Genomic DNA, 15,294 nt, shown 5'->3' with positions numbered 1-15,294 from the left:
GTGCCCGTCGACCTGAGCGTCCGCGCGCCGTCCGCCGCATCCCCGCCTCCGGCACCGGACCCCCACGCCTCGATGCCGGAGACGGGCCCCTACGCCGGGCACCTGCACTTCGATCGGACCGTCCGGCCCGTGCTGCGCACCGGCTTCGACGTCGACGCGTACGTGCACCGCGGCTCCGCCCGTCTCGAGGTCGACACCGCGCTGCTCGCCTCCCAGGAGCCGCTGAGCGGTGACCTGCGCCTCGCCCTCGGGGTGCTGCAGCGGTGGGAGTCCTCGGCGCTCGCCGAATCGAGGGCGATGCTCGCCACCGCCACCGGCGACGAGGCCCGGATCACGGCCTTCCTCGCGACCTGGCTGGTGGACCGCTTCTGGCAGTCCCGAGCCCTGCGCGACGTGCTCACGGGCGACCACCCGGTGGACCGGCCCCGCCCCCATCACTCCCTGCATCCCCTGCGCGCGCTGCGCCGGGTCCACGTGGACCGCCTGCAGCCGCTGCTGACCCCGCTGTGGAACGGTCTGGCCGGCGAGGCCGTGGCCGCAGGGCACATGGCCAGGATGGCGATCCAGGAGGCCTCGCTGCAGGCGGCGCTCGCCGCGGTCTCCCGCCGTCTCCCCGGTGAGGCGCGCCGGGTGGTCGACACGGTGAGCGCCCGCCACGACGCCGCCGTCGACTTCTTCACCGCCGAGGCGATCGCTCGCATCACCCGCTCGCGCCGTGAGGCGGTCACTGCCCGGGTGCTGCTCTCCCTGGACTCGCCCCTGGACGGCGGGGGTATCGTCGATCCGGACCTGCGCCCCGCGCTGGCGGTGCTCGGCGCGACGGCGGAGGACCGTGCCGCGCTGCGCCGCGCCCGGTACGAGATCACCCGGCTGCTGCCGGGGCCCGATCTCCCGGATCCCTACCTCGGCTCGCTGCCTCGCACCGGAGAGTGACATGGCCTTCGACCTCGACAAGTTCGCCGAATCCTCGGTCCCCGTCAAGTACGAGGACCTGGATTTCGCGCGCTTCGAGAGCGAGCCGCTGGACGCAGCCACCCTCCGCTCCCTGCGCTACATGTGCGACGTCGAGTACCACACGTCCTGCTTCCTGAGGGATCTGCTGGTGACCCCCTCGCACCGCGAGGAGGACGCCGGCGGCTTCATGACCATGTGGAACCGTGAGGAGTTCTGGCACGGCGAGGCGCTGTCGAAGGTGCTGGAGCGGCACGGCATCGTGGTCGACTACGACGAGATCAAGGCCAAGCGGGTCAAGCTCGGCTGGGTGGGGGCGCTGGGCCCGCTCAAGCAGTCGGTGCTCTCCAACCTCGCGGGCACCGATTTCGTGGCCGTGCACATGGTGTGGGGCGCGGCCAACGAGCTCTCCGCCGTCGCCGCGTACCGCCGCCTCTCCGCGCTCACCGACCATCCGGTGCTCTCGCCGCTGCTGAAGCGCATCGCCCAGCAGGAGACCCGTCACGTCGCCTTCTACACCACCCAGGGCCGTGAGCGCCTGCTCGCCTCCGAGGCGGCGCAGAGGATCGTGCGCCTGGTGATGGGGCGGGTGTGGAAGCCCGTGGGCAGCGGGATGATGGACGAGTCCGAGGTCGTGCACGTCATGGACCATCTCTTCGCCGGGAGGTCCGACGAGCTGGACAAGCTCGACAAGCGGATCCAGAAGCTGCCCGGCCTGGAGGGTCTGACCATCTTCCGCAACGCCTTCGCCCGCCTGGGCATCCCCGCCTGAGGAGCTGCTCGACGATCCGTCGGGGCGCTGCTCGACGGGCGCTCGCAGCCGGCGCTCACGGCCTGCTCTCACGGCCGGCGCTCACCGCAGGCCCCCTGCAGGGTCAGAGTGACCGGGCGGCGCGATCAATCGTCGTCATCGTCGTCATCGTCGTCGTCATCATCGTCATCGTCATCGTCATCGTCATCGTCGTCGTCATCGTCGTCGTCGTCGTCGCACTCGAGCTCGCCGTCGTCCCATTCGCAGACGCCGGAGGGCCGGGACTGCTCCCCGCCCGTGCTCCCGGAGCCGGTGCGGGGCGGGGCGGCCGGGGTCTGCGGGTCCTGCGTGGGCTCCGGCTCCACGGTCCCCGAGCCGTCGGCCGGCGGGGCGCCGCTGCGGGGGTTCTGCCCGGCGGTGGCGGACGGGAGCGCGATGCCCTGCCCGTCCTCGCCGCCGGCGCTCCGGGACGCGCCGTCGGTCCCGTCCGAGCCGCTCCCGACGGCGATGCCGGGCCGGGCCTCGGAGAGGTCGTCGGCCGGGGGCAGCACCGCGAGACCGATCGCCGCCAGGGCGATCAGTGCGATGATCCCGAGGGCGCGCACGGTCTTCATGCCCGGCATCCTCGCCTCCCGGGATGAGATGCCGGTGAGCGCGTCATGAGAGGACTCTCATGTACGCGCTGACCGGCGGCGGCGCGGCGCGCCGGGAGAGCGTGACGGGCCGGGACGGCGTGGTGAGCCGGGGCGTCGGTGCTCATGCGGCGGGGTCGACCAGCTTGTACCCGGCGCCGCGCACGGTGACGATGCGGGACGGGCCGAGCTTGCTGCGCAGGTAGCCCACGTACACGTCCACCACGTTCGAGGCGCCGTCGTAGTCGTATCCCCACGCCTTGGACAGCAGCAGGTCGCGGGTGAGCACCTGCTGCGGGTTCTCCAGGAACACGCGCGCCATCGTGAACTCTCGCGAGGACAGCTCCACCGAGCGGTGCTCGCCCTCCACGCTGCAGCGCGCGACCCGGGTGCGAAGGTCCAGCGAGAGGTCGCCGAGCTCGAGCACGTCCGCGCTGGCGGATCCCGCACCGGCGGCGGCCTCCCGGGCGCGCAGCTTCACCCGGGCCAGCAGCTCCTCGAAGCGGAAGGGCTTGGCGATGTAGTCGTTGGCCCCGCCCTCCAGGCCCTGCACGGTGTCGTCCACCCCGGTGCGGGCGGTGACCATGAGGATCGGGATCTGCACGTCCATCCCGCGCAGGGCGTCGAGCACCTGGAAGCCGTCCATCCGTGGCAGGCCCACGTCCAGGATCAGCAGGTCGAAGTCGCCGCTGGAGGCGAGGTCGAGAGCGGCGATGCCGTCCTCGACCACGGTCGAGGCGAAGCCGTTGGCCGTCAGCCCTCGCTCCATGAAGCGGGCGATGCGCGCCTCGTCCTCGGCGATCAGGATCCTCATCCGTCGTCCTTCCGTCGTGCAGGGGTCTCGTCCGCGGCGGAGATGCTCTCCCGGCCCTCAGTATCCCGTGCCCCGGTATCGGCATCGTGCGCTGCTGTGTCGGCGTCGTGCGCCGTCCGCGCCCGCTCCTGCCCGGCGGTGGCGTCCCCCGCAGCGTCCTGCCCGGCGGCGCCCTCCGCCGTCGGGGGCCGGTGGGCGCTCTGCGGGAGCACGATCGTGAAGGTCGAGCCCTCCCCCGGGACGGAGCGCAGGCGGACCGCCCCGCCGTGCCCCTCGGCGATCGCGCGCACGATCGGCAGTCCGAGCCCCGTGCCCGAGCCGCGACTGGAGTCGACCCGGGTGAAGCGCTCGAAGATGCGCTGCTGGTCCTCCTCGGCGATCCCGACGCCCTCGTCCTGCACGGTCACATGGATCTCGGGGCCGTCGGGGCCCAGCACCCGATCCACGCCGAAGCGGATCCGGCTGCCCTCCTCGCTGTAGCGCACCGCGTTCGCGGCGAGCTGCACCACGGCCTGGGCGAGGCGCTGCTCGTCCACGTCCGCCACCACATCGGCGGTGCGCTCGAGGATCCACTCGCGCTCGGCGATGTGCTCGATGCGCGCGAAGGCGGAGCGGGTGAAGGCCGCCAGGTCCAGGGGTCGCGGTCGCACGTAGTCCGGTCGCGCCGAGGCCGCCAGCTCCGAGAGGTCGCCGACGACGCGGCCCATCCGGTCCAGCTCCTCGAGCGCGATCTCCCGCGACTCGCGCACATCCTGGACGTCCTCGACGTCCGTGGTCTCCAGCGTGCCGCGCACGATCGTCAGCGGGGTGCGCAGCTCATGGCCCACGTCGCTCATGAAGCGGCGCTGCTCGGCGAAGCCCTCCTGGATGCGCTCCAGCATGCGGTTGAAGTTCTGCGCGAGCGCGGAGACGTCGTCGCGCTCCTCGGGGACCGGCACCCGGTGCTCGAGATCGTCGACCGTGATCTGCTCGGTGGCCGCGCGGAGGTCCTCGAGGGGGCGCAGCAGGCGACCGGTGACGGCATAGCCCACCCAGCCGGCGATCAGCAGCGCGACCACGGACAGCGCGGCGAAGATCAGCACGCTCCGCCACAGGTCCGCGCGCTGGGCGCCGATGTCGTTGGCGACCACGAACACACCCTGGGCGTCGTCCCCCTCGACGTTCACCGAGGCGACCAGCACCCGCAGGTGCCGGTCGTGCGCCTCGAGCGGCACGATCTCCGCGGAGCCGGGGCGGTGGGCGTCCAGGAGCTCCCGACGGATCCGGTCCGACTCCTGCGAGTCGTCCGGGATCAGGGCGTAGTCCTGCTGGCGCGGCTGGTAGAGAGGGGCGCCGTCGAGGAAGGTGACGACGGATTCGTGGTCCGAGGGGGCGGCGGAGTCGGTGGCGTGCAGCAGCACGCTGTCCACCGTGGTGTGGAACGCGGTGCCGTCCGCCTCCGTGTTCTCGGCGATCAGGGTGAGCTCGTCGTACTCCTGCCACAGCTCGGCGGTGACCCGCTGGTCCAGGGCGCGGAACTGCGCAGCGTAGGTGAGCAGACCGGTGACCGCCAGGCCCACCGCCATGAAGGCCAGCATCGTGGTCAGCACCCGCAGACGGACGGAGGATCTCCGTGTCATGAGCCCGGCGATGCGGTCGCGGGGGCGGGGCGTGGCCATGATGCGCATGGTAGGCGACGGAGAGCGGGGCGGGCGCGGGGCGCGACCCTCGCCCGGCGCGGGCAGGAGAGCAACGGCATCTCGGGATCGGCAGCAGTGACTTCCGCGGTCAGCGCTGGACCTGGAGGGCGATTCGGCCTAGATTTGAGCAATGCTCGACAAAACGGACATTTCACCCTCACGGGGCGGACGCGAGGCCTCAGCCTCGGACCGTCCTTCGTCGGCGTCCGACCTCACCCCGTCCCCGTCGCGCCTCCTCACGATCGCCATGGTCGGCACGCGAGGTGTGCCGGCCGCCTACGGCGGCTTCGAGACCGCCGTGGAGGAGGTGGGTCGCCGTCTCGTCTCCCGCGGACACCGGGTCGTCGTGTACACGCGCCATTCCGACGACCGCCGTCGCGAGCATCTGGGGATGGAGATCGTCCACCTCCCCGCCCTCCCGCAGAAGCAGCTCGAGACCCTCAGCCACAGCGCCCTGTCGAGCGTCCATCTGCTGGTGCGCGAACGGCCCGACGCCGCCTTCCTCTTCAACGCCGCCAACGCCCCCTTCCTCCCCCTGCTCCGCACGGCGCGCATCCCGGTGGCGCTGCACATGGACGGACTCGAGTGGAAGCGCGCGAAATGGGACGGTCGAGGGCGCGCCTACTACCGCTGGGCCGAGCAGTACGGAGTCCGGCATGCCGACGCGCTGATCGCCGACGCCCCCGGCATCGCCGACTACTACCGGCACCAGTTCGATGCACCCACCGAGCTGATCCGCTACGGAGCACCGCTCCTCGACGGCGCGCCCGAGGAGGGGATCCGGGACGCCGGGCTCGAGCCCGGCGGCTACCACCTCGTGGTGGCACGCTTCGAGCCGGAGAACCATGTCCTGGAGATCGTGGAGGGCTTCCGACGCAGCGCCGCAGAGCGCCCCCTCGTGGTCGTCGGATCGGCACCGTACAGCGCCGCATACACCCGCTCCATCCACGAGGCGGCCGCCGGCGATCCGCGGATCCGACTGCTCGGGGGCGTCTACGACCAGACCCTGCTCGACGCCCTGTACGCCCACGCCTTCACCTACGTGCACGGCCACAGCGTCGGCGGGACGAATCCCTCGCTCCTGCGGGCGCTCGGGGCGGGCACCCCGGTGATCGCCTTCGACGCGGGCTTCAACAGGGAGGTGCTGGAAGACCGGGGATGGTTCTTCCGCTCCCCCGGGGACGTCAGCACCGCACTCCTCGACGCCGAGAGCGACCCGCAGGCCGTCGAGGCCCTCGGGCGCCAGTGCCGCGAGACCGTCGGCCGTCGGTTCCGCTGGGACGACGTCGCCGCCGCGTACGAGGACCTCGCCCAGCGTCTCGCCGGCGGCGGCTCCATCCACGGTGCCGCGCGCCGTGCCCGGCGACGAGAGGACGAGTGGGCCGGATGAGGCGGAACTCGAGGTCCGTGCTGGTCGTCCACCCCGGAGCCGAGCTGTTCGGCTCGGACCGGATGCTCCTGGAGAGCGTGAAAGGGCTGCAGGAAGCCCGCTTCCACGTCACCGTCGCGCTCCCCTCCGATGGACCGCTGGTCTCCGAGCTGACCGAGATGGGCGCTCCCGTGGAGATCGTGCCGATGCTCGTGCTCCGCAAGCAGCTGCTCACGCCGCGCGGATGGCCGATGCTTCTGCGCACCGCGCTGCAGGGCTTCGTCGCCGCCTGGCGGATGCTCGGCCGTCGACGGCCCGCGGCCGTGTACGTCTCCACCATCATCATCCCTCAGTGGCCCCTCCTCGCCCGCCTTCGCGGCGCCCGGTCGATCAGCCATGTCCACGAGGCGGAGAGATCCGGCAGCCGCTGGATCAACAGGCTCCTCTATCTCCCCCACCTCGCCTCGCAGCGCGTCCTCGTCAACAGCAAGTTCAGTCAGGAGACCATCCGCTGGGCGCTCCCCGCCCTCGCCAGGCGCTCCGAGGTCGTCTACAACGGGGTCGCCTCGCCCTCCCACTCGACGCCTCCGCGCGAACCCCTCGAGGGCGCTCTGCGGCTGCTGTACATGGGCCGGTTGTCCCCCCGCAAGGGCGTGGATCTCGTCCTCGACGCCGCCGAGCTGCTGCACCGACGCGGACGGCACACGAAGGTCACGCTGCTGGGCACCGCGTTCGCCGGGTACGAGTGGTACGAGGACCAGCTGCGCGAGCAGGCCGCCGATGGCGAGACCGAGGTCGAGTTCGCCGGCTTCCATACCGAGGTCTGGCCGTTCCTCGCGCAGGCGGACATCCTGCTGGTGCCGTCCAGGACTGACGAGCCCTTCGGCAATACTGCAGTGGAAGGCATCCTCGCTCAGCGCCCGGTCGTCGCGAGCAACTCCAGCGGACTGCGGGAGGCAGCAGGTGGCTACCCGACCAGCCGCCTGGTGAGACCCGACGACGCCCAGTCGATCGCCGACGCCCTCGTCGAGATCGCCGATCTCTGGCCGCTCATCGTCGAGGACCTTCCCGCAAGCCGCAAGCGAGCGCTGCGGCGCCATGCACCCCACGTCTATCGCGCCGCGATCGCCCGTGCCTGCACCGCAGGGACGTCGCCCGGCGACCTCACGGAGAGAACGTCATGAGTGGAACACCGACCGACGCGCCGCGCGTCCTCGTCCTCTGGGCGGCGGAGTCGTCACCGAATCTCGGCGTCGCCGCGCTCGCGCGAGGCTCGCGGGATCTCCTGCGCCGCCTCCACCCGGACGTCGAGCTCGTGTTCGCCAACTACGGCGCGCGGCCCCCGCAGGTGCCCTGGGGACGCCCGCGGTCGCTCCTGCGCGAGAGGGTCGTTCCGAGATTCGGGATGCAGGAGTTCTTCGCGGGATTCGATCTCGTCTGGGACACCCGATCCGGAGACAGCTTCGCGGACATCTACGGGGTCGGCCGGCATCTGACGATGAGCCTCGTGCACGAGTTCGCGACGCAGGCCGGAGCCTCCGTGGTGATGGCCCCGCAGACGATCGGGCCCTTCGGCACCCGGCGAGGCCGCGCCCTGGCGCATCGCTCACTGCACCGCTCCACGACGGTTCTCGCGCGGGACCCCGACAGCGCCCGCGCAGCGGACGAGCTGGGGCGGCCGGCGGACCTCATGACCGCAGACCTCGCATTCGCGATCGAGCCCCCGGCTCCCGAGCGGTCCTTCGACGTGCTGCTCAACGTGAGCGGCCTGCTGTGGAACGAGAACCCCCACGTCGACGCACAGTCGTATCAGCGAATCATCCGGGAGACGATCGCCGTGCTCCGCGCGGAAGGACGGGAGGTGACGCTGCTCGCCCATGTTCTCGACTCCCCTGACCCGGACAACGACGTTCCCGTGGTGAAGGAGCTCGCCGCAGAGCTGGGCGGTGAGCTCGAGGTGGTGGTGCCGACAGGGCTGGACGACGTCCGCACGACCATCGCGGGCGCCGATGTCCTGATCGGCTCCCGGATGCACGCCTGCCTGAACGCGCTCTCCGTCGGCGTGCCGGCCGTGCCTCTGGCCTACTCGCGGAAGTTCGCGCCGCTCCTGCAGTCGGTGGGCTGGGAGACAGGCTTCGACCTCCGGAGCGATGACCCACAGACGCTGCCGGAGGGGATCGCCGCTGCCGTCGCGAGTGCCGATCCGGCCACAGCACATGCCGCCGCCGCCCGTGGACGAGCGAGCTTGGACGCCGCAGTGGAGCTGCTGCGACACGTCAACGCAGCTCGCGAGCCAAGGCTCACTTCGCTGCAGGGCACCGATGGCCGGTAGCCTCGCAGCAACTGCGGCACGCGGGTCGGTGGTCATGCTCACCGGCCAAGGCATGCGCATCCTGCTCCAGTTCTTGAGCGTCGTTACTCTAGCTCGGCTGCTCAGCCCACATGACTACGGCTTGATCGCGATCGTCGCTGTGCTGATCGGCGTCGGGGAGATCTTCCGAGATTTCGGACTGTCTTCCGCAGCCGTACGAGCGCCGGAACTGTCGCGAGCGCAGAGCGGGAACCTGTTCTGGATCAACAGTGCGATCGGGCTGCTACTTGCCGCTCTGCTGTTCGGACTGGCCGGGCCGCTAGCCGCTTTCCTCGACCAGGAAGAGGTGTACGGCATCGCCCGCGCGATGTCGGTCGTCTTCTTGCTCAACGGTGCGACCACCCAGTACCGAGCGCTCATCGTGCGAGGCCTGCGATTCCGATGGCTCGCGGGAGTGGACGTTCTCGCTGCGGCGTTCGCTCTCGCTGTCGCACTCCTCAGCGCACTTCTCGGCTGGGAATATTGGGCGCTGGTCGCCCAACAGATCACCCAAGCGTTCGTTGTGCTGATCGGCGTCTTCCTCGGAGTGCGGCACTTGCCCGGTCTCCCCCGGCGCGGCGTGCCGATGGCATCCTTCCTGCGCTTCGGAGGGAATCTGGTGCTGTCCCAGCTGGTCACCTATGCGACCAGCAATGTGGACACTGCTGTCGTCGGCGTGGTGCACGGCGCCAGCCCGCTGGGGCTCTACAACCGCGCCTACCAACTGGTGGTCACCCCACTCAGCCAAATTCAATCCCCGATCACGCAAGTCGCGGTGCCGATCCTGGCGAAGATCCAAGAGGATCGCCCTCGCTTCTCGGCATACATCGTGAGGGGGCAATTTGCGCTCGGGTATCCGATCTCACTGGGCCTCGCCACCGTGGCCGTGGCTGCTGAGCCGTTCACCGTACTGCTGCTCGGCGAGCAATGGACTGCGGCTGTGCCACTCCTGCAGCTCTTCGCGCTCGCCGGGATCGCCAGGAATCTCGCCTACGTCGGGTACTGGGTCTACGTGGTGCGAGGTCTGAGCGCCTCACTGTTCCGGTACTCGATGGTCACCGGCGCGATCAAGGTCCTCTGCGTGGTGATCGGCGCGCAATGGGGTGTGGTCGGTGTGGCCATAGGTTTCGCGATCGCGCCGTGGATCGCCTGGCCGATCTCCCTCGCATGGCTGTCACGGGTGACAGACGTCCCCACCCGCTCCCTGTACGCAGGCGCCCTGCGCATCATCGGCGTCTCCGGACTGTCTGCGGGCATGGCCGCGGTGGTCGTCGCCGCACTGCCGCCTCTCCCGGCTCTGGCGGAGATTGCGATCGTGTGCGGTGTGGTTCTGGCGATGCTCGGTGCGCTTCTCACGGTTCCCGCGTTCCGTCGGGATGCCCGCGTCCTAAAGGAGACGGTGGGCCTGCTCCGGCATCGCTCCGCGAACTGACGTCAGTGGTGCATGCGGGGACGATAAGCGGCACGGAGATCTCCGGCGCGCCGCGTCGCTGCGACCCCTCGCAGCAGCGTCATGGTCGACGGCGGCGCGACATCGAGGACCGTGCCCGCCGCCACGACCCCCGTGCGGAGCGAAGGCTCTGGCGGAGATCTCCGAAGGCAAGGCGCACCAGAGGAAATCCTCGATATCGGGGAACAGGCACGCCTGCGAGCCGCGCTCCGAGCAGACGGCCCGCGAGATTGGCGCGACGCCAGGTCTGACCGGGCTGGACGGCAGCGATCTTCCCTGCCTCGAGAGGTTCTCCGACCAGCACCCCCGCCTCGAGGGCAGCATGGAGGACTTCACGCCCTCGCTCGGTGCGCACCAGCAGACCGCTCCGCCCATCACCCTCTTCGAAGAGCGGGTAGCCGGCGGCGTCGGTCTCCCAGTAGTCGCAGGCGGCTAGGTCCGCGGATTCGCCCACACCGTCGGGGCAGATCTTGCAGCGCCACTGCATGCTGGGACCCAGCTTGTCGCCCCAGGAGGTCCGGTAGTCGGTGCGGTACTCGCCCTCGTCCGTGGTGACGGTGAAGTCCCCGGGCCATCCGCAACCTCGATAGCGCAGGGCGTTGACCTGTGTGTCGTCGGCCCCTGCGAGCTCGCGGGCGAGGTCGTCCGTCGCCTTCTGGCTCGGGGTCCCCGCGCAGAAGAACGACAGCAGCAGAGGACGCTCCTGCAGGTCGCGCCCTTCAGCCAGACGGGACAGAGCACTCGCCTCGCACGGCTTGGCGACGACGGCCCCGTCGGAGTCGAGCACGTCCGGCGACGCGAGGGTCGCGACCGGTGCGTACCGTGAACCGGCAGACGCCAGGGCGGTCTCCCGATCAGTGATCGTGACCGAGACGGTTCTCCGCGAGTCCTCCGCGGGACCCGCACCGATCACGCGGTTGACGCGCCCGGTCTCCGTGAGCCACGCGGACAGGGCGGTCAGCACTCCGCCGCTGGCACCGCGGTGCCGCTCGTCCGGATCGGCCGCCCAGACCACCCAGGACTCCAGGTAGGAGCCCAGCTGGGCATGCCGCTCGGCACCACGCGGGTGAGGAGAGGACACGACACGACCAGGACAGACCCGCGTGAACTCGTCGAGACCCGAGCTGCCAGCGGCACGTGTCGGATCACGCCGCACCGGGCGGAGGAATCCGTCCGGCCCCATCGCCATGGACAGTCCTGGATCGATCAGGCAGCAAGCACCGCATCCGCTGCAGGCTCCTCCCGCGACGACTTCGTCGATCGCACCGTCGAGCGTCTTGCCCACTCATGCACCTCTTCCAGTGACGCCATCTGCACGATGAGATCCGACGGGGGCTGCGGAGCAGCGCCGTGGGATCCGAGGCGCGGACACTCAACACCTCCGTAGAGCCCCTGTTCCGGGGCGTCACGATCCTACCGCCCGTTATGCCCGTTTTGCTACGATGGGTCGGCGATCCATCGGTGATGGACGACGATTGTGCCGGTCGCCCACGACCATCTCGGTGCGCGCCTCCGATCCGGCACCCTCCGAAGGCAGGGCACCCGATGTCGACGACGGTACTGACCGACCAGACCAGAATGACCTGGATGGATGCCGTCCGGGGGACGGCGATCCTCCTGCTGCTCCTGTGGCACGCGAGTGCGGTCCCGGTGCTGTTCGGCGTGGAGATGCCGGAGATCGTCCGCTCCGCCAACGCGTTCTTCCTGCCCTTCCGGATGCCTACGCTCATGCTCCTGTCCGGCATGCTCCTCGGTCGCTCATTGCGCAAGCCGCTCCCCCGCTACCTCGTCGGCAAGATCGCGATGGTGTTGTGGCCCTATCTCATCTGGGTAGTCATCGCGAAGCTGACCTTCTTGGACATGGCCGGACTGCCGTGGTGGCACTGGCGTGCGTGGTACGCGACGAGCTACCTGTGGTTCTTGTTCTTCATCGGGATCTACTACATCGCAGCGCCTCTGCTGCGACGCCTTCCGGCCTGGGTGCCGATCGTCATCGCCATCGCCGGCGGACTGCTTCTGGAACCGGGGTCGATGGAGCAGCGAATGGCATACTTCGCGATCTTCTTCTTCGGAGGGCACTGGTTGGCGAGGTTCCCTGACCTCGTCCAGCGCCTTTCACGACCACGATGGACCGTGCTGCTCGCGCTGCCGGCCATTGCGTTCGGCGCGGCGTCGGTGGCCCGTCCTGATGCGCTGCAGTACCTCATCTGGGGTGCCCCCCTCAGCATCGCCGGCGCGCTGGCGCTGGTCGGGACCTATTCAGCGGCGCTTCCTGAGGGCTTCGCACGGCGCGGCCTGGAGGCCCTCGGGCGCTCGTCGATCGTCTTCTACGTCAGCCACTTCCCAGTCATGGCACTGATATCCCAGAGCGCGCTGTCCACCTGGGGGGCGCTCGTGCTGGCGGCGGTGAATCTCGTGGCAGCACTGGCGGTCGGCTCGCTTCTCGCGCGATGGAAGTCCGTGCCCCCGGCACGTTGGCTCTTCCAGGCGCCCGACGCCCTTGCCGCAGGGGTGACCACCGCGATGACCTGGATGCTGCGGCCGGCGCGGGCATCGACCAGGGTCCCCGCCGCGGCTTCCACCGCAGGCCCGGACAGGGTCGATCAGCCCTGATCCTCCGCGTAGTACCCCTCACGGGCACGTTCGGGCTTTGCCCGGTTGAGCACGGTTCCGAGAACGCGTGCCCCCGCACCCTCGAGAACCTTCGTGGTCTTGGCCAGCGAGGATCGCCGGGTCCTCCGCGCGTCGATGGCCAGGAGCACCCCGTCCGCGAGGGGGCTGATCAGGTTCGCGTCGGCCACGCTGAGGACCGGCGGCGAGTCGATGATGACATAGCTATACCTCTCTGACATCGCGGTGACCAGCTCTTCCATCCTGGTCGATGTCAGCAGTTCAGCAGGATTCGGCGGAATCGTCCCTGCAGGAAGCAGGTCGAGCCCAGTTCCGGCGAACCGGTAGCACGCCACATCGAGGTCGACTTCTCCGGACAGCACGTTGGTCAGACCGACGGAGCCGTCGATGCCCGCGTACTCGTGGGCTCGGGGGCGCCGCAGATCCGCATCGATCAGGAGCACCGAGTCGTGCTCACCGGCGAGCGCCATGGCGAGATTGACCGAGACCGTCGATTTCCCTTCGCCGGGCTTGCAGGCGGTGACCAGGAGCACCTTCACGGTGGAGACGACGTTCGCGTAGTTCAGCGCTGTTCGGATGCGCAGGTACTCCTCCGTGGTGCTGCTGAGCCTCTTTTGGATCATCGCGATCGATCGCTGCGCGAGCAGAGGCGACCTCGAGATCACCCCCAGCACGGGGAGGTCGGTGGCGTCTGCGAGCTCCTCCTCGGTGCGCATCCTGGTGTCCAGGACCGAGATCAGTAGCGCCGCCGCGATCCCGACCACAACGCCCACGGCGAACCCGAGCAGCGTGTCCGTCCTCTTGTCCGGGGACGACTGGAACTGCGGTGCGACCGCATCGTCGTACACCACCACGGTGATGGTCGATCCGCCGTCGGGGTTCTTCGGGGCGATCTCCTGCACCTCTGCGATCAGCTGATCGCTGATGGCCGAGGCGAGCTCCGCGGAGCTCTGCGGTCCTGGAGTCGTCGCGGTGATGTTCATGGTCACCGTGTCCTGAGGAATCGTCACCTCGATCGACTCCGCCAGTTCCCGGGGGGTGGTCTCCAGCTCGAGCTCTTCGATGACCGGCTCGAGCACTCGCGACCCTCGGACCAGCTGGGCGTACGAGAGCATCTGGCTCTGGGTGTATGCGGACCCCTGGTTCAGGTCGACGGCCGAGGTTCCCTGATCCAGCGCGAAGTGCAAGGACGACGTCGCCTGGTACATCGGGGTCTGCGTCGCCGCATAGGCGAAGGACGAAATCCCGCCGCTGACCGCCAGCACCACCACCAGCCACCAGAACTTCCGGACTGCAGAGATCATCGACCCCAAGGACAATTTATGCTCCGTCACATTTCCCCTCTTCTGACACGGCGACTTCCCCCAGTCGCCGATTCACTCAGTGTCGCCCCATTGCGGGCGTCCGACATCTCCCCGCCCACGGTGCCGGACGGCTCGTCGTCCGCCCCTGCGGAACGGGCCCACGGCCACGATAGAGCCAGACCGACGCAGAACCAGAAAATTGCACCGTACTGCGTGATGAGAGCGACGACGACCAGGCTCGGCAGCTGCCCCGCCACGGCGATCGCCGCGGGGTTTCGACTGTTCCGGGGCAGCACCAATAATGCTGCACTGACGATTATTGCGACGGCGAGAGCCGTAGGGACCGCACCGTATCTGAGCAGGGTCAACATCAACGCGTTGTCGATCGATCGCGCGAAGTATCCGAGGTAATACTCGCCGGTGACCAGCGTCTGCCACTGCCCGGCATTGCCGAAGGGACGGACCTGCTCGAGGAGGACGAGGAGATCGGTTCGGTACCCGGCGCTCCCCTCGGCCTCGTCCCCCGCCGCACCGAGAACAGCATTGATCACAGGGAGGGCGACGAGGACGCCGATAGCTCCCGCGCCGACGACCACGACGCGGAAACGACGCGACACTCCGTGGAGCAGGCAGATCGACAGGACTGCCGTCAGCACGAGCGTGATCAGACCCGCTCGACTGAATGTCACGACGGTCGCCGCTGCGATCAGGCAGATCGCGAGGATCTTCGGAGCGGTGCGCCACGGGGCGGCGACGGCGAATGCGGAGCTCATGGCGAGCGTGGCACCAAGAGCGATCGAGTGCCCGAAGGCGCCCTCGGCGCGCAGGATGCCCCCACGCTCCTGAAGGGTGTTCCACGATGAATGCAAGGGCTCCGAGCCGGGGATCAGCACGAAAGGATTGAACGAGGTCGCGAACTCGATCAAGGCGAGGACTGCGGCGAGCGCTGCGAGCACCGTGACGACCGAGGTCACCCATTGCGTGCTCACCCGTGCCAGCAGTATTCGGCCCCAGATGTACGGGATCACCCATTCGGTCACGGCAGTGACGGTCTCGCCGAGCGTCACGCCGCCCAGGAAACGAAGGCCGAGAACCAGCGTCACGAAGGCGGCCATCACACCATCCGCCGGGTGCAGAGGCACCTTGTGGGCGTTGGCCACCAGGAGGAGCACGGTGAGCGCGATGATCGCCGGCCAATGAAAACCCACGGCGACGCCCACCCAGACCGGGAGCAGGAAGGCGACCGACGCCCACAGCGCGAAGCCGGCTCTGGGCAATGCTCTCAGGCAGAACAGGACGATCACCACCGCCGCCAGTGCGCCGAGCGCCAGCAGCGCACTCGGCGCACCAATGGTCATGAACT

General features: G+C 69.4%; 13 protein-coding genes. 7 read left to right on the top strand and 6 right to left on the bottom strand.

What is annotated here, in order from left to right; genetic code table 11:
* Entirely contained in the window at positions 1-933 is a 933-nt protein-coding gene (locus tag ACT3SP_RS09245; protein ID WP_444586988.1) for a hypothetical protein, read from the top strand.
* Position 934: 1 nt separating this feature from the next.
* A complete protein-coding gene (locus ACT3SP_RS09240; protein WP_444586987.1) occupies positions 935-1,723 on the top strand; it encodes a ferritin-like domain-containing protein in 789 nt (262 codons plus the stop codon).
* 125 nt (positions 1,724-1,848) lie between these two features.
* Here ACT3SP_RS09240 and ACT3SP_RS09235 read toward each other — a convergent pair whose 3' ends face one another.
* From ACT3SP_RS09235 to ACT3SP_RS09225, 3 genes are all read right to left on the bottom strand, one after another.
* Positions 1,849-2,316, bottom strand: a complete 468-nt coding sequence (locus ACT3SP_RS09235) for a hypothetical protein (RefSeq protein WP_444586986.1) — start codon at positions 2,314-2,316, stop codon at positions 1,849-1,851.
* Between the two features lie 142 nt (positions 2,317-2,458).
* Positions 2,459-3,148 (bottom strand): response regulator transcription factor, encoded by a 690-nt coding sequence (locus ACT3SP_RS09230; RefSeq protein ID WP_444586985.1) that lies wholly within the window; start codon positions 3,146-3,148, stop codon positions 2,459-2,461.
* The gene (locus ACT3SP_RS09225) at positions 3,145-4,806 is read right to left on the bottom strand and encodes an ATP-binding protein (RefSeq protein WP_444586984.1); all 1,662 of its coding nucleotides are present in this window, start codon (positions 4,804-4,806) and stop codon (positions 3,145-3,147) included. Before ACT3SP_RS09225 ends, ACT3SP_RS09230 begins: the two co-directional genes overlap by 4 nt.
* Positions 4,807-5,074: 268 nt before the next feature.
* Between ACT3SP_RS09225 and ACT3SP_RS09220 the strand changes: the two genes are divergently transcribed.
* Genes ACT3SP_RS09220 through ACT3SP_RS09205 form a run of 4 tightly spaced genes read left to right on the top strand, consistent with a single transcriptional unit; the run spans position 5,075 to position 9,978 of the window.
* Positions 5,075-6,217, top strand: coding sequence for a DUF1972 domain-containing protein (locus ACT3SP_RS09220; RefSeq protein WP_444586983.1), 1,143 nt, complete (start codon positions 5,075-5,077; stop codon positions 6,215-6,217).
* Complete coding sequence (locus ACT3SP_RS09215; RefSeq protein ID WP_444586982.1) at positions 6,214-7,380, top strand: glycosyltransferase family 4 protein; 1,167 nt, start codon at positions 6,214-6,216, stop codon at positions 7,378-7,380. The genes ACT3SP_RS09220 and ACT3SP_RS09215 overlap by 4 nt, the downstream gene beginning before the upstream one ends.
* Positions 7,377-8,528: a polysaccharide pyruvyl transferase family protein gene (locus ACT3SP_RS09210; protein ID WP_444586981.1), complete on the top strand. Its 1,152-nt coding sequence runs from the start codon at positions 7,377-7,379 to the stop codon at positions 8,526-8,528. The genes ACT3SP_RS09215 and ACT3SP_RS09210 overlap by 4 nt, the downstream gene beginning before the upstream one ends.
* Positions 8,518-9,978: a lipopolysaccharide biosynthesis protein gene (locus ACT3SP_RS09205; protein WP_444586980.1), complete on the top strand. Its 1,461-nt coding sequence runs from the start codon at positions 8,518-8,520 to the stop codon at positions 9,976-9,978. The genes ACT3SP_RS09210 and ACT3SP_RS09205 overlap by 11 nt, the downstream gene beginning before the upstream one ends.
* 79 nt (positions 9,979-10,057) lie before the next feature.
* Here ACT3SP_RS09205 and ACT3SP_RS09200 read toward each other — a convergent pair whose 3' ends face one another.
* Positions 10,058-11,077 carry a Coenzyme F420 hydrogenase/dehydrogenase, beta subunit C-terminal domain gene (locus tag ACT3SP_RS09200; RefSeq protein WP_444586979.1) on the bottom strand — a complete coding sequence of 340 codons (1,020 nt, stop codon included), beginning with the start codon at positions 11,075-11,077 and terminating at the stop codon, positions 10,058-10,060.
* A gap of 464 nt (positions 11,078-11,541) precedes the next feature.
* Here ACT3SP_RS09200 and ACT3SP_RS09195 point away from each other — a divergent pair, with 464 nt between their 5' ends.
* Positions 11,542-12,609, top strand: a complete 1,068-nt coding sequence (locus ACT3SP_RS09195; protein WP_444586978.1) for an acyltransferase family protein — start codon at positions 11,542-11,544, stop codon at positions 12,607-12,609.
* Here the strand turns inward: ACT3SP_RS09195 and ACT3SP_RS09190 are convergent.
* Both ACT3SP_RS09190 and ACT3SP_RS09185 read right to left on the bottom strand, forming a co-directional pair.
* Positions 12,600-13,961: a polysaccharide biosynthesis tyrosine autokinase gene (locus ACT3SP_RS09190; RefSeq protein ID WP_444586977.1), complete on the bottom strand. Its 1,362-nt coding sequence runs from the start codon at positions 13,959-13,961 to the stop codon at positions 12,600-12,602. The two genes, ACT3SP_RS09195 and ACT3SP_RS09190, sit on opposite strands and share 10 nt — an antisense overlap.
* Positions 13,958-15,289 (bottom strand): hypothetical protein, encoded by a 1,332-nt coding sequence (locus ACT3SP_RS09185; RefSeq protein ID WP_444586976.1) that lies wholly within the window; start codon positions 15,287-15,289, stop codon positions 13,958-13,960. Before ACT3SP_RS09185 ends, ACT3SP_RS09190 begins: the two co-directional genes overlap by 4 nt.
* Positions 15,290-15,294 lie beyond the last annotated feature (5 nt).

Source organism: Brachybacterium sp. AOP43-C2-M15 (assembly GCF_052446295.1).
Lineage (GTDB): Bacteria > Actinomycetota > Actinomycetes > Actinomycetales > Dermabacteraceae > Brachybacterium.
This window is presented reverse-complemented; position numbering and strand designations above follow the sequence as displayed.

Bases quoted from the DNA above. Each gene is read 5' to 3' on its own strand.
- ACT3SP_RS09240 (WP_444586987.1), top strand. From the start codon at position 935: ATGGCCTTCGACCTCGACAAGTTCGCCGAATCCTCGGTCCCCGTCAAG.
- ACT3SP_RS09235 (WP_444586986.1), bottom strand. From the start codon at position 2,316: ATGAAGACCGTGCGCGCCCTCGGGATCATCGCACTGATCGCCCTGGCG.
- ACT3SP_RS09230 (WP_444586985.1), bottom strand. From the start codon at position 3,148: ATGAGGATCCTGATCGCCGAGGACGAGGCGCGCATCGCCCGCTTCATG.
- ACT3SP_RS09225 (WP_444586984.1), bottom strand. From the start codon at position 4,806: ATGGCCACGCCCCGCCCCCGCGACCGCATCGCCGGGCTCATGACACGG.
- ACT3SP_RS09220 (WP_444586983.1), top strand. From the start codon at position 5,075: ATGGTCGGCACGCGAGGTGTGCCGGCCGCCTACGGCGGCTTCGAGACC.
- ACT3SP_RS09215 (WP_444586982.1), top strand. From the start codon at position 6,214: ATGAGGCGGAACTCGAGGTCCGTGCTGGTCGTCCACCCCGGAGCCGAG.
- ACT3SP_RS09210 (WP_444586981.1), top strand. From the start codon at position 7,377: ATGAGTGGAACACCGACCGACGCGCCGCGCGTCCTCGTCCTCTGGGCG.
- ACT3SP_RS09205 (WP_444586980.1), top strand. From the start codon at position 8,518: ATGGCCGGTAGCCTCGCAGCAACTGCGGCACGCGGGTCGGTGGTCATG.
- ACT3SP_RS09195 (WP_444586978.1), top strand. From the start codon at position 11,542: ATGTCGACGACGGTACTGACCGACCAGACCAGAATGACCTGGATGGAT.
- ACT3SP_RS09185 (WP_444586976.1), bottom strand. From the start codon at position 15,289: ATGACCATTGGTGCGCCGAGTGCGCTGCTGGCGCTCGGCGCACTGGCG.